The sequence below is a fragment of the Pseudomonas sp. BIC9C genome, assembly GCF_034541995.1.
Taxonomy (GTDB): domain Bacteria; phylum Pseudomonadota; class Gammaproteobacteria; order Pseudomonadales; family Pseudomonadaceae; genus Aquipseudomonas; species Aquipseudomonas fluorescens_CC.
Map to the genome: position 1 here is coordinate 1,529,005 of NZ_JAWDGM010000001.1, position 13,570 is coordinate 1,542,574.

The 13,570-nt window shown below is 60.0% G+C and carries 10 protein-coding genes and 1 pseudogene; all 11 read left to right on the plus strand.

The features are described 5' to 3' along the window. Positions 1 to 131 precede the first annotated feature (131 nt). Positions 132 to 572: an RNA polymerase-binding protein DksA gene (gene dksA / locus RS887_RS07120; RefSeq protein ID WP_007995322.1), complete on the plus strand. Its 441-nt coding sequence runs from the start codon at positions 132 to 134 to the stop codon at positions 570 to 572. Positions 573 to 801: 229 nt separating this feature from the next. Further along, a complete protein-coding gene (gluQRS, locus tag RS887_RS07130; RefSeq protein ID WP_322614870.1) occupies positions 802 to 1,698 on the plus strand; it encodes a tRNA glutamyl-Q(34) synthetase GluQRS in 897 nt (298 codons plus the stop codon). A 77-nt stretch (positions 1,699 to 1,775) separates the two neighbouring features. Continuing rightward, complete coding sequence (locus tag RS887_RS07135) at positions 1,776 to 1,952, plus strand: hypothetical protein (RefSeq protein ID WP_003176118.1); 177 nt, start codon at positions 1,776 to 1,778, stop codon at positions 1,950 to 1,952. Next, positions 1,936 to 4,890, plus strand: coding sequence for a sensor histidine kinase (locus tag RS887_RS07140; protein ID WP_007990065.1), 2,955 nt, complete (start codon positions 1,936 to 1,938; stop codon positions 4,888 to 4,890). The genes RS887_RS07135 and RS887_RS07140 overlap by 17 nt, the downstream gene beginning before the upstream one ends. A gap of 22 nt (positions 4,891 to 4,912) precedes the next feature. Beyond that, positions 4,913 to 6,351: pseudogene (locus RS887_RS07145) on the plus strand (sigma-54-dependent transcriptional regulator). 835 nt (positions 6,352 to 7,186) lie between these two features. Continuing rightward, the gene (locus RS887_RS07150) at positions 7,187 to 8,587 is read left to right on the plus strand and encodes a polynucleotide adenylyltransferase PcnB (protein ID WP_007990946.1); all 1,401 of its coding nucleotides are present in this window, start codon (positions 7,187 to 7,189) and stop codon (positions 8,585 to 8,587) included. A gap of 3 nt (positions 8,588 to 8,590) precedes the next feature. Further along, on the plus strand, positions 8,591 to 9,073 hold the full coding sequence (gene folK / locus RS887_RS07155) for a 2-amino-4-hydroxy-6-hydroxymethyldihydropteridine diphosphokinase (RefSeq protein ID WP_322614871.1): 483 nt from the start codon (positions 8,591 to 8,593) through the stop codon (positions 9,071 to 9,073). 320 nt (positions 9,074 to 9,393) lie between these two features. Further along, positions 9,394 to 10,194 (plus strand): 3-methyl-2-oxobutanoate hydroxymethyltransferase, encoded by an 801-nt coding sequence (gene panB / locus RS887_RS07160; RefSeq protein WP_322614872.1) that lies wholly within the window; start codon positions 9,394 to 9,396, stop codon positions 10,192 to 10,194. Beyond that, complete coding sequence (gene panC, locus RS887_RS07165; protein WP_322614873.1) at positions 10,191 to 11,051, plus strand: pantoate--beta-alanine ligase; 861 nt, start codon at positions 10,191 to 10,193, stop codon at positions 11,049 to 11,051. The genes panB and panC overlap by 4 nt, the downstream gene beginning before the upstream one ends. Positions 11,052 to 11,249: 198 nt before the next feature. Beyond that, positions 11,250 to 11,630, plus strand: coding sequence for an aspartate 1-decarboxylase (panD, locus tag RS887_RS07170; RefSeq protein ID WP_003228271.1), 381 nt, complete (start codon positions 11,250 to 11,252; stop codon positions 11,628 to 11,630). A gap of 223 nt (positions 11,631 to 11,853) precedes the next feature. Then, positions 11,854 to 13,518, plus strand: a complete 1,665-nt coding sequence (gene pgi / locus RS887_RS07175) for a glucose-6-phosphate isomerase (protein ID WP_322614874.1) — start codon at positions 11,854 to 11,856, stop codon at positions 13,516 to 13,518. Positions 13,519 to 13,570 lie beyond the last annotated feature (52 nt).

Below are 13,570 nucleotides of genomic sequence, written 5' to 3' on the forward strand. Positions count from 1 at the left end.
CTCGACATCCGGGAGTAGCGCGGCCCGAGTTGATCTGGTAAGTTCGCCCGCTTGCAGCCGCAGGGCCGGCAGGTGTCGGTGATGGAGCAATCCTGCGCAGATGGATTACAAGAGTAGAGGCGGTCTATTTCATGTCCACCCAAGCAAAGCAGCAAAACCAGACGATCAGCGGCTTCGAGCCCTATGTTCAGAAAGCCGGCGAAGAGTACATGGGCGAGCCCATGCGCAAGCACTTCACCAAGGTTCTGAATCAGTGGAAAAAAGAGCTGATGGAAGGTGTCGACAAGACCGTGGACCACATGAAGGACGAAGCGGCCAACTTTCCTGACCCGGCAGACCGTGCCAGCCAGGAAGAGGAATTCGCCCTCGAACTGCGTGCCCGCGATCGTGAACGCAAGTTGATCAAGAAGATCGACAAGACACTTCAGCTGATCGAAGACGAAGAGTACGGCTGGTGTGAGTCCTGCGGCATCGAGATTGGTGTCAAGCGCCTCGAAGCGCGCCCTACCGCCGACCTGTGCATCGACTGCAAGACCCTGGCGGAAATCAAGGAAAAGCAAGTCGGCAAATAATTGCGACTTGAACGAAGAACGGAGCGTGCGAACGCTCCGTTTTTGTTTCCAAAGTTCGCTGATGCCTATTGCGATTAAAATCGCCATCACTGTAGGAGCGAGCTTGCTCGCGATGAACCTGAGAACGCCGCGGGGCACCAGGCTCCCAGCGTTATCGTTGACGGCAATCGCGAGCAAGCTCGCTCCTACAGGAATCTGACGACAGCCTGGAATAAGTAGCCTTGCCCTGATGACCGCCACCACCTCCCCCACCTACATCGGGCGTTTCGCCCCGACGCCCAGCGGCCACCTGCATTTTGGTTCACTGGTCGCCGCGCTGGCTTCCTACCTTGACGCACGCTCGGTGGGCGGCCTGTGGCTGATGCGCATGGAAGACCTTGACCCGCCCCGCGAAGAACCCGGCGCCCAGGCAGCCATTCTCAAGGCGCTGGAAAGTTATGGTTTCGAGTGGGATGGCGACCTGGTTCGCCAAAGCGAGCGCCACGATGCCTATGCAGAAGTGCTCAATCGCCTGTTCAATCACGGCCTGGCCTACGCCTGCACCTGTTCGCGCAAACAGCTGGAACCGTATCACGGGATATATCCCGGGCTGTGCCGCAATGCCGGCCATGGCACTGATGATGCGGCCATCCGCCTGCGCGTACCGGAACTGGAATACCACTTCCTCGACCGGGTGCAGGGCGAATACCGCCAACACCTGGGCCGGGAAGTCGGCGACTTCGTGATCCGCCGCCGCGACGGGCTCTACGCCTACCAATTGGCCGTGGTCCTGGACGATGCCTGGCAGGGCATCACCGATATCGTTCGGGGTGCCGACCTGCTGGACTCCACGCCCCGCCAGCTCTACCTGCAGGAACTGCTCGGCCTGCCTCAACCGCGTTATCTGCATATCCCGCTGATTACTCAGCCCGATGGCAATAAACTGGGTAAATCCTACCGTTCGCCGCCGTTGACCGAGGATCAGGCAACGCCGCTGTTGCTGCGAGCGCTGCGGGCACTGGGGCAGAACCCGGGAACCGAACTGGCTTACGCCACGCCACGGGAAGTGTTGAACTGGGGCATTACCCACTGGGATGCCTCGTTGATCCCGCGCACACTGAACCTGCCCGAGGCACAGCTATTGTGATCGCACTTGCAGTGGCGCGCCCATCCGTTACCATCGCCGCACGCTTTCGGGCACGCGCATAAAAAAGAGAGGCCGGGATGTACATCTATCGCTTGGTCCTGCTTTTGGTAGTGGGGATTTACCTGTTTTCCCCGGCCATCATGGATTGGTGGATCGACGCCACTGGCGCCTGGTATCGCCCTTATCTGCTCTGGCTGATTCTGATCGTCGTGACCTTCATCCTGCAGAGCCAAAAAGATGCCGATGAGCTTTAGCCTGACCCAGATGATCCTGATCAGCGCCGCGTACCTGGCGGTGCTGTTCGGCGTGGCCTGGATCAGTGAACGGGGCATGATCCCGCGAGCGATCATTCGCCACCCGCTGACTTACACCCTGTCACTGGGCGTCTATGCCAGTGCCTGGGCGTTTTACGGCACCGTGGGCCTGGCCTACCAGTACGGCTACGGCTTTCTGTCCAGCTATCTGGGTGTCTCCGGGGCATTTCTGCTGGCGCCGGTGTTGCTCTACCCGATCCTGAAGATCACCCGCACCTATCAATTGTCATCTTTGGCCGACCTGTTTGCCTTCCGCTTCCGCAGCACCTGGGCCGGAGCGCTGACCACGATTTTCATGCTGGTCGGCGTACTGCCGCTGCTGGCCTTGCAGATTCAGGCGGTCGCCGACTCCATCGGCATTCTCACCCGCGAGCCGGTGCAGCATCGCGTGGCCCTGAGCTTCTGTGCATTGATTACGCTGTTCACGATTTTCTTCGGTTCCCGCCACATTGCCACCCGCGAGAAGCATGAAGGTCTGGTGTTTGCGATTGCCTTCGAGTCGGTGATCAAGCTGATCGCCCTCGGCGGTGTCGGGCTGTATGCGCTGTACGGCGTGTTCGACGGCCCGCAACAGCTTGAGCTCTGGCTGCTGCAAAACCAGACCGCGCTCGCGGCCCTGCACACGCCTTTGCAGGAAGGCCCGTGGCGCACGCTGTTGCTGGTGTTCTTCGCCTCGGCGATCGTGATGCCGCACATGTATCACATGACCTTTACCGAGAACCTCAACCCGCGTTCGCTGGTCAGTGCGAGCTGGGGCCTGCCGCTGTTCCTGCTGCTGATGAGCCTGGCGGTGCCGCTGATTCTCTGGGCCGGCCTGAAACTGGGCGCCACCACCAATCCGGAATACTTCACCCTGGGCATCGGTATTGCCGCCAACAGCAAGGCGCTGGCGTTGCTGGCGTATGTCGGCGGGCTCTCCGCCGCCAGCGGCCTGATCATCGTCACCACGCTGGCGCTGTCCGGCATGGCTTTGAACCACCTGGTGCTGCCGCTGTACCAACCACCGGCCGAAGGCAACATCTACCGCTGGCTGAAGTGGACCCGCCGGGCGCTGATTGTCGCGATCATCATGGCCGGCTATGGCTTCTACCTGATGCTCGGTGCCGAGCAGGACCTGGCCAACCTCGGCATTGTCGCGTTCGTCGCCACGCTGCAGTTCCTGCCGGGCGTGCTCTCGGTCCTGTATTGGCCGACCGCCAACCGTCGCGGCTTCATTGCCGGCTTGCTGGCGGGGATACTGGTATGGCTGGTGACCATGCTGCTGCCGCTGGTCGGCAACCTGCAAGGCTTCTACATTCCGCTGCTGAACATGATCTACGTGCTGGACGACACCAGCTGGCACATGGCGGCGATTGCCTCGCTGGCGGCCAACGTGCTGATGTTCACACTGATCTCGCTATTCACCAACGCCAGCACCGAAGAAGCCAGCGCTGCCGAAGCCTGCGCCGTGGACAACGTTCGCCGCCCGCAACGCCGGGAACTGCATGCCGCCTCGCCCCAGGAATTTGCCACACAGCTTGCTAAACCACTGGGTGCAAAAGCGGCGCAGAAAGAAGTGGAACAGGCACTGCGCGACCTCTATCTGCCCTTCGACGAACGCCGGCCGTATGCCCTGCGCCGCTTGCGTGACCGTATCGAAGCCAACCTGTCCGGCCTGATGGGGCCGAGCGTGGCCCAGGACATGGTCGAGACGTTCCTGCCGTACAAGGCTGGCGGCGAAAACTACGTCACCGAAGACATTCACTTCATCGAAAGCCGTCTCGAGGACTACCACTCGCGCCTGACAGGCCTGGCCGCCGAACTCGATGCCCTGCGCCGCTATCACCGCCAGACCCTGCAGGAATTGCCAATGGGTGTTTGCTCGCTGGCCAAGGATCAGGAAATCCTCATGTGGAACAAGGCCATGGAGGAACTCACCGGCATCGCTGCGCAGCGCGTGGTCGGTTCACGCCTGAGCACCATTGCCGACCCATGGAAAGAACTGCTGCAAGGTTTCATCAATCTGCCAGACGAGCACTTGCACAAACAGCACCTGGCCCTCGACGGCCAGACACGCTGGCTGAACCTGCACAAAGCGGCCATCGATGAACCGCTGGCGCCGGGCAACAGTGGCCTGGTGTTACTGGTGGAAGACCTGACCGAAACCCAGATGCTCGAGGACAAACTGGTGCACTCCGAGCGCCTGGCCAGCATCGGTCGACTGGCGGCCGGCGTAGCCCATGAAATCGGCAACCCGATCACCGGCATCGCGTGCCTGGCGCAGAACCTGCGCGAAGAACGGGAAGAAGACGGCGAGCTGAAGGAAATCAGCGGCCAGATCCTCGAGCAGACCAAACGCGTATCGCGCATTGTCCAGTCGCTGATGAGCTTTGCCCATGCCGGCAGCCATCAGCACAGCGACGAACCCGTCTGTCTGGCCGAAGTGGCTCAGGATGCCATCGGCCTGCTGGCCCTGAACCGACGCAATTTCGAAGTGCAGTTCTACAACCTGTGCGACCCCGAACACTGGGTCGAAGGCGACCCGCAACGGCTGGCCCAGGTATTGATCAACCTGCTTTCAAACGCCCGTGACGCCTCGCCTCCCGGCAGTGCGGTACGGGTCAAGAGTGAAGCCGGCGAACACACGGTCGATCTGATCGTGGAGGACGAAGGCAGCGGTATTCCGTCGAGCATCATGGACCGATTGTTCGAACCTTTCTTCACCACCAAGGACCCTGGCGAAGGTACCGGTCTGGGCCTTGCACTGGTCTATTCCATCGTTGAAGAGCATTATGGACAAATCACCATCGACAGCCCGGCTGATGTTCAAAGCCAACGCGGCACCCGAATCAGGGTTACCTTGCCGCGTCATGTCGAAGCGACGTCCGCTGTGAACTGAGACCGTCGAGAGTATCGAATCAATGCCGCACATTTTGATCGTCGAAGACGAAACCATTATCCGCTCCGCCTTGCGCCGCCTGCTGGAACGTAACCAGTACCAGGTCAGCGAAGCCGGTTCAGTGCAGGAAGCACAAGAACGCTTCACCATTCCCTCGTTCGATCTGATCGTCAGCGACCTGCGCCTGCCAGGCGCACCGGGCACGGAGTTGATCAAGCTCGCCCAAGGCACGCCAGTGCTGATCATGACCAGCTATGCCAGCCTGCGCTCGGCGGTGGACTCGATGAAAATGGGCGCGGTGGATTACATTGCCAAGCCATTCGACCACGACGAAATGCTGCAAGCCGCCGCACGAATCCTGCGTGACCGACAAACGGCACAAGCCGGTGGTGAAACGGTTGCCGGTAAAGCCACCAACGGTGCGGTGAAATCCGGTACCGACAACAGCAACGGTGAAATCGGCATTATCGGCTCGTGCCCGCCGATGCAGGACCTGTACGGCAAGATCCGCAAAGTCGCACCGACCGACTCCAACGTTCTGATCCAGGGCGAATCGGGCACCGGTAAAGAGCTGGTGGCGCGCGCCCTGCACAACCTGTCCAAACGCGCCAAGGCGCCGATGATTTCGGTGAACTGCGCGGCCATTCCGGAAAGCCTGATCGAATCCGAACTGTTCGGCCACGAAAAGGCGCATTCACCGGTGCCAGCGCCGGGCGCGCCGGTCTGGTGGAAGCGGCGGACGGCGGCACCTTGTTCCTCGATGAAATCGGCGAACTGCCGCTGGAAGCCCAGGCTCGCCTGCTGCGCGTATTGCAGGAAGGCGAAATTCGTCGCGTGGGCTCGGTGCAGTCGCAAAAAGTCGATGTGCGCCTGATCGCAGCAACGCACCGCGACCTCAAGAGCCTGGCGAAGATCGGCCAGTTCCGCGAAGACTTGTATTATCGCCTCCACGTTATCGCGCTGAAGCTGCCAGCCCTGCGCGAACGCGGTGCGGACGTCAACGAAATCGCCAACGCCTTCCTGGCGCGGCAAAGTGCGCGAATCAACCGCACCGACCTGAAGTTTGCCGCGGATGCCGAGCAAGCCATTCGTCACTATTCCTGGCCGGGCAACGTTCGCGAACTGGAGAACGCCGTCGAGCGCGCCGTTATCCTGTGTGAAAGCCCGGAGATTTCTGCCGAACTGCTGGGCATCGACATCGAACTGGGCGACCTGGAAGACGACGAGTTCATTGGTCTGCCCCCACAACAGGGCAACGGCAATGCCAGTAACAACAACCACGAACCGACCGAAGACCTCTCCCTGGAAGACTACTTCCAGCATTTCGTTCTCGAGCATCAGGACCACATGACCGAAACCGAGCTGGCTCGCAAGCTCGGGGTCAGTCGCAAATGCCTGTGGGAGCGCCGTCAACGTCTGGGCATTCCACGACGCAAGACCGGGGTGGCCAGCGAGAGCTGAACCGCGCCTGTCTGATGTGCGGGTAACACGTGACTTTGTGGAAAAAACTGTTACCTCAGTTTTTTCACGTAACAGAAGCCGGGGCTTACGGTAACGAAGCCCCGGTTTTTTTTGGCCTTCGAAATGCCTGCCAGCCGACCTAACCCCTTGTTTTATTGGGCTTCGTAAAAGTTGGCACGCACCCTGCTATATGTTTGGTACAAGAACAATAACAAGCAATGCACAAGACAATAAAAATAAGACGAATCGACTCACGCACAATAAAAACAAGACGGCGAGAGGCGCAGCTAACTGATTCTTTTGGAGAGGCGTTGTATTTGGGGCTTGCCCCACGACCAGGCCGAGAACAACAAAAACTGTCCCAAGACAGAGCCTGCACTGGTTGGATCGAAAGATCACTGCAATTCAGCGACCAAAGCAATCCGTTTGCTCTTGGCTCCCGATTGGGAGGGTCATGAAGGAAAACTTCATGGCGAGGGCGCTCAACAAAAACAAGAAGCCCAAAACCAAAAATAAAAATAGAGCATGCAACTACTTCTTGGGGAGCTTCGGCTCCCCTTGTGGTTTCTGAGATTCCCCCCATACCCATACCCGCTTCCTGTACCTGTACCTGTAGGAGCGAGCTTGCTCGCGAAAAACCCACAGGCAACACTGGGCATCTGGTTTTCCGCGTAATCGTTCACGTCCATCGCGAGCAAGCTCGCTCCTACAGCCTGCGGACTAAATCTCATATCTGCTGTCTCCTACACCATCCCCCGACTAAATGCTAGAATCCCCGCCCATCATGCGGTCATTCTTCTGTTATGGCCGAATATTCCTTCAAACAGTGCATCCCATGCTGAAGAAGCTGTTCCAGTCATTCCGTTCTCCCAAGCGTCCTACGCAACACATTCGCAGCACGCCTGAAGTGCTCAACAGCGGTCAACATTCGCTGCAAAAGGCGCAATTCAGCCGCTACGCGGTGAATATCGTTGAACGCCTGCAGAGCGCCGGTTATCAGGCTTACCTGGTTGGCGGTTGCGTGCGCGACATGCTGCTGGGTATCACACCGAAAGATTTCGACGTTGCCACCAGCGCCACCCCCGAGCAGGTAAGGGCCGAATTCCGTAACGCGCGAATCATCGGGCGCCGATTCAAACTGGTGCACATCCATTTCGGCCGCGAAATCATCGAAGTCGCGACCTTCCGTGCCAATCACCCGCAAAACGAAGACGAGGAAGACAGCAATCAGTCCTCCCGCAACGAAAGCGGACGCATCTTGCGCGATAACGTCTATGGCACTCTGGAAGAAGACGCGCAACGTCGCGACTTCACCATCAATGCCCTGTATTACGATCCGGTCAGCGAACGCATCCTCGACTACGCCAATGGCGTACACGACATCCGCAATCACCTGATCCGCCTGATCGGCGATCCGAAGCAACGCTACCAGGAAGACCCGGTACGCATGCTGCGGGCCGTGCGTTTCGCCGCCAAGCTGAACTTCGGCATCGAAAAACACAGCGCCCTGCCGATCCGCGACCTGGCGCCGATGCTGCGCGAGATCCCGTCGGCGCGCCTGTTCGAAGAGGTGCTCAAGCTATTCCTCTCCGGCCATGCCGCCGATACGTTTGAAATGCTGGTCGATCTGCAATTGTTCGATCCACTGTTCCCGGCCAGCGCCGAAGCACTGGAATACAACCCGACGTACACCCACACCCTGATCAGTGAAGCCCTGATCAATACCGACCTGCGGATCAAGCAGAACAAACCGGTTACCCCGGCGTTCCTGTTTGCAGCCCTGCTCTGGCCTGCCCTGCCGGCGCGGGTCCTGCGCCTGCAGGAACGTGGCATGCCACCGATTCCGGCCATGCAGGAAGCGGCGCACGAGCTGATTGCCGAACAGTGCCAGCGCATCGCGATTCCGAAACGCTTCACCATGCCGATCCGCGAGATCTGGGACATGCAGGAACGCCTGCCGCGCCGTAGCGGCAAGCGTGCCGATCTGTTGCTGGACAATCCGCGCTTCCGCGCCGGCTACGACTTCCTGCTGCTGCGCGAAAGCGCTGGCGAGCAGACCGACGGCCTGGGCGAATGGTGGACCGACTACCAGGACGCCAACGACAGTGAGCGCCGCGACATGATTCGCGACCTCAGCGGCAAGGACGAAGGTACCGGTGCCCCGCGCAAGCGTCGCCGCAGTGGTGGCTCCAAACGCAAACGCGCCGCCGGCGCTTCGAGCACCACGGGCGAGTAATCCATGGAACGCACCTACATCGGCATGGGCAGCAATCTGGCTGACCCTGCCGAGCAACTGCGCAGCGCCGTCGAGGCACTGGCGCACTTGCCGCAATCGGAGCTGGTCGGGGTTTCTGCGTTTTATCAAAGCGACTCGCTGCTTCCCGGACAACCGCGCTACACCAATGCGGTGGCCGCTCTTGACAGCACGCTGGCGCCGCTGGAACTGCTGGATGCCTTGCAATCCATCGAAAACGGCCAGGGTCGCGAACGCATCGAGCGCTGGGGGCCACGTACGCTGGACCTCGACATCCTGCTGTTCGGTGATCGCCTGATCGACGAACAGCGCCTCAAGGTCCCCCATTACCACATGCAGGAACGGGCCTTCGTGCTTTATCCGCTGGCGGAATTGGCACCTGCGGATCTGCGACTGGCTGATGGCCGGACGTTGGCCGAATTGCTCAAGGCATGCCCGTTCGTCGGCCTGGAGCGCCTCCCGGTTTAAAAGATCGCAGCCTTCGGCAGCTCCTACAAATCTCTGCACTCCTGTAGGAACTGCCGTAGGCTGCGATCTTTTGACGTTGGCATTTGCTGAATCGCATCAGTTACCCCGGTAACACCCCACCCGTAACAATGCGGTAACACACGCAATTGACTTCCCTCGTTCTCCTCACGACTATAGGCGTCCCGCTGCCGCCAACACGGCATTCAAGGGCGCAATCCAGGCCTTAAAAGCACGACAAAAAGAGCGTGCGCCTGTATTTAACGAAGAATCACGCGCGTTACTCGCAGTAGTTTCCACAGCGCCTGAATGAGGAACTTTTCATGCCAGCCATCACCCTGACCACCCTGCAAGGTCTGAAGCAAAAAGGTGAAAAAATCACCATGCTGACCTGCTACGACGCAACCTTCGCCCATGCCTGCAATCAGGCCGGCGTCGAAGTGCTGCTGGTGGGCGACTCCCTCGGCATGGTTTTGCAGGGCCACGACAGCACCTTGCCTGTCACCACCGCAGAAATGGCTTACCACGTGGCCGCCGTCAAACGCGGTAACAGCGATGCCTTGATCCTCGCCGACCTGCCTTTCATGGCCTACGCCACCACCGAGCAAGCCATGGCCAACAGCGCTCTGTTGATGCAGGCCGGTGCGCACATGGTCAAGGTTGAAGGGGCGTTGTGGCTGGCCGATTCGATCCGCCTGCTGGCCGAGCGCGGCATCCCTGTATGCGCGCACATGGGCCTGACGCCACAATCGGTGAACATCCTTGGCGGCTACAAGGTCCAGGGTCGCAATGAAAACCAGGCGCGGCAGATGCGTGCCGATGCGATCTCCCTGGAACAGGCCGGCGCGGCAATGCTGCTGCTCGAATGCGTCCCGAGCGAACTGGCAGAAGAAATCACCCAGGCGGTGAAGATACCGGTGATCGGTATTGGCGCCGGCAATCGCACCGATGGCCAGGTGCTGGTGCTGCACGACATGCTGGGGCTGTCCATTAGCGGCCGCGTGCCAAAATTCGTGAAAAACTTCATGACCGGCCAGACCAGCATCGAAGCTGCACTGAATGCCTACGTGACTGAAGTCAAAGCGGCAACTTTCCCTGGGATCGAACACGGATTCTCTGCATGAACACCGTAAAAACCGTACGCGAACTGCGGGCCGCCGTGGCCCGTGCCCGTAGCGAAGGCAAGCGCATCGCCTTTGTGCCAACCATGGGCAACCTGCACAGCGGCCACGTTGCGCTGGTGACCAAAGCCTCTCAACGGGCGGACTTCGTGGTGGCGAGCGTTTTCGTCAATCCGCTGCAATTCGGTGCTGGCGAGGACCTCGACAAGTACCCGCGCACGCTCGCCGCCGACCAGGAAAAACTGCTCCAGGCCGGTTGCCACCTGCTGTTTGCCCCCACTGTTGAAGAGATGTATCCCGACGGCATGAGCGGCCAGACCCGCGTCAGCGTCCCGCAATTGTCCGAAGGCCTGTGCGGCGCCAGCCGGCCGGGGCATTTCGAAGGTGTGGCGACGGTGGTCAGCAAGCTGTTCAACATGGTCCAGCCGGACCTGGCGATTTTCGGCGAGAAAGACTTCCAGCAACTGGCGGTGATTCGCGCACTGGTACATGACCTGAACATGCCGATCCAGATCATCGGTGAGCCGACCGTAAGGGCGGCCGATGGCCTGGCGCTGTCGTCGCGCAACGGCTTCCTCAACGAAGAGCAGCGCGCTGTGGCGCCGGTGGTGTACTGCACGTTGAGCGAGATCGCCGAGTCAATCAAACAAGGTGAGCGCGACTTCCCGGCGTTGATCCGCGTGAAACTGCAACAGCTCGAAGCCGCCGGCCTGCGCCCGGATTACCTGGAAATTCGCCACGCCCTGACCTTGCGCCCAGCGGCGCCGGAAGATCGGGACCTGGTGATTCTGGCGGCGGCGTTCCTGGGGACGACGCGGCTGATCGACAACCTGCACCTGAACCTCGACGCGCCGGTCTGACCAACCCAATTCCCGCTGTGGGAGCGAGCCTGCTCGCGATAGCGGATGTTCGGTCACAACAATTTTGACTGATACATCGCCATCGCGAGCAGGCTCGCTCTCACAAGGGGGCATCTGCACCGCCATCCAAGCTGTATTGCCGCCCACAAACCCATCAGGCAAACTGCCCGCCGTTCGATTCCGACCTGGGAAACACTCATGCACGCCATCATGCTCAAAGCCAAGCTGCATCGCGCCGAAGTCACCCACGCTGTACTCGATTACGAAGGCTCCTGTGCCATCGACGGTGAATGGCTGGACCTGTCCGGCATTCGCGAGTACGAACAGATCCAGATCTACAACGTCGACAACGGCGAGCGCTTCACCACCTACGCCATCCGTGGCGAAGAGGGTTCGCGCATGATCTCGGTCAATGGCGCCGCGGCGCACAAGGCCAAGGTCGGCGATCGCGTGATCATCTGCGCGTATGCCCACTACAGCGAAGCCGAACTGCTCAACTTCAAGCCGCGCATGCTCTACATGGCACCGGGCAATGAACTGAGCCACACCAGCAACGCCATTCCGGTCCAGGTCGCCTGATCCGAGCCCTGTCTCTTCCGTTTGTCGGACTATTCCTGACTTGATGTTAAAAAAGTACCGGAAACAGGTCAGACAAAGTCAAGACAGATCATTGCGCGGGGTTTACTGTATTCGCCCTGCGCCATGAAATCGTGTCGACGCAGTTGACCGGAACGCCCACCCACAGCGCTCCGGGATTTTTAGTGTTCAAAAGGCCGTTCAAGTAATAAGGAAACCCGCAGCGATGGCGTATTACCGCACTCCTCACGACGTTACCGCTCTGCCCGCCTGGCAAGCGCTGAATGACCACCGCCAAGCCATGCAGGATTTCAGCATGCGCGAAGCCTTCAATGCAGATCCGCAGCGCTTTACTCAATTCACCCTCAGCAGTTGCGGCCTGTTTCTCGACTACTCGAAAAACCTGATCAACGCCGAGACCCGCAACTTGCTGGTGGGCCTGGCCAACGCAGTCGACCTCAAGGGGGCGATCAAGTCGCTGTTCGACGGCGAAATCGTCAACGCTTCCGAAGGCCGTCCAGCCCTGCACACCGCCCTGCGCCGCCCGGTTGGCGACAAGCTGTCGGTCAATGGCGTCAACGTGATGCCGGAAGTGCACAAGGTACTGAACCAGATCACCGACCTCGTTGGCCGTATCCACGATGGTCTGTGGCGCGGTTACACCGAAAAACCAATCACCGACGTGGTCAACATCGGCATCGGCGGCTCCTTCCTCGGCCCGGAGCTGGTGTCCGAAGCCTTGCTGTCCTACGCCCAGAAAGGCGTGCGTTGCCATTACCTGGCAAACATCGACGGCAGCGAGTTCCACGAACTGACCATGAAGCTGCGCGCCGAAACCACGCTGTTCATCGTCTCGTCGAAATCCTTCAACACCCTCGAAACCCTGAAGAACGCCCAGGCCGCCCGTGCCTGGTATCTGGCCCAGGGTGGTTCGGAAGCCGAGCTGTATCGCCATTTCATCGCAGTATCGAGCAACAACGCCGCCGCAGTGGCGTTCGGCATCCGCGAAGAGAACATCTTCCCGATGTGGGACTGGGTCGGCGGGCGCTACTCGCTGTGGTCGGCCATCGGTTTGCCGATTGCCCTGGCCATCGGCATGTCCAACTTCAAGGAATTGCTGTCCGGTGCCTACACCATGGACCAGCACTTCCAGAGCGCACCGTTCGAACAGAACATGCCGGTGCTGCTGGCACTGCTCGGCGTGTGGTACGGCAACTTCTGGGGCGCGCAAAGCCATGCGATCCTGCCGTACGATCACTACCTGCGTAACATCACCAAGCACCTGCAACAGCTGGACATGGAATCCAACGGCAAGAGCGTGCGCCAGGACGGCAAGCCAGTGTCCACCGACACCGGACCGGTGATCTGGGGCGGCGTTGGCTGCAACGGGCAGCATGCCTACCACCAGTTGCTGCACCAGGGCACCCAACTGATTCCGGCCGACTTCATCGTGCCGATCGTCAGCTTCAACCCGGTGTCCGACCACCACCAGTGGCTGTACGCCAACTGCCTGTCCCAGAGCCAGGCGCTGATGCTCGGCAAGACCCTTGCCGAGGCTGAAACCGAGCTGCGTGATAAAGGCATGGGCGAAGCCGAAGTGCAAAAGCTTGCACCGCACAAGGTGATCCCGGGCAACCGTCCGAGCAACACCCTGGTGGTCGAGCGCATCAGCCCGCGTCGCCTTGGCGCTCTGGTGGCGATGTACGAGCACAAAGTCTTCGTGCAAAGCGTGATCTGGGGCATCAACGCCTTCGACCAGTGGGGTGTGGAACTGGGCAAAGAGCTGGGCAAAGGCGTCTACAACCGCCTGGTCGGCAGCGAAGAAACCCCGGCCGAGGACGCCTCCACCCAAGGGCTGATCAACTACTTCCGCGGTCGTCACCGCGGATAATCTGAACAAACCTGCTACCCACTGTGGGAGCGAGCCTGCTCGCGAAAGCGAT

Bases quoted from the DNA above. Each gene is read 5' to 3' on its own strand.
- panC (WP_322614873.1), top strand. From the start codon at position 10,191: ATGAACACCGTAAAAACCGTACGCGAACTGCGGGCCGCCGTGGCCCGT.
- RS887_RS07150 (WP_007990946.1), top strand. From the start codon at position 7,187: ATGCTGAAGAAGCTGTTCCAGTCATTCCGTTCTCCCAAGCGTCCTACG.
- gluQRS (WP_322614870.1), top strand. From the start codon at position 802: ATGACCGCCACCACCTCCCCCACCTACATCGGGCGTTTCGCCCCGACG.
- RS887_RS07140 (WP_007990065.1), top strand. From the start codon at position 1,936: ATGCCGATGAGCTTTAGCCTGACCCAGATGATCCTGATCAGCGCCGCG.
- RS887_RS07135 (WP_003176118.1), top strand. From the start codon at position 1,776: ATGTACATCTATCGCTTGGTCCTGCTTTTGGTAGTGGGGATTTACCTG.
- panB (WP_322614872.1), top strand. From the start codon at position 9,394: ATGCCAGCCATCACCCTGACCACCCTGCAAGGTCTGAAGCAAAAAGGT.
- folK (WP_322614871.1), top strand. From the start codon at position 8,591: ATGGAACGCACCTACATCGGCATGGGCAGCAATCTGGCTGACCCTGCC.
- pgi (WP_322614874.1), top strand. From the start codon at position 11,854: ATGGCGTATTACCGCACTCCTCACGACGTTACCGCTCTGCCCGCCTGG.
- panD (WP_003228271.1), top strand. From the start codon at position 11,250: ATGCACGCCATCATGCTCAAAGCCAAGCTGCATCGCGCCGAAGTCACC.
- dksA (WP_007995322.1), top strand. From the start codon at position 132: ATGTCCACCCAAGCAAAGCAGCAAAACCAGACGATCAGCGGCTTCGAG.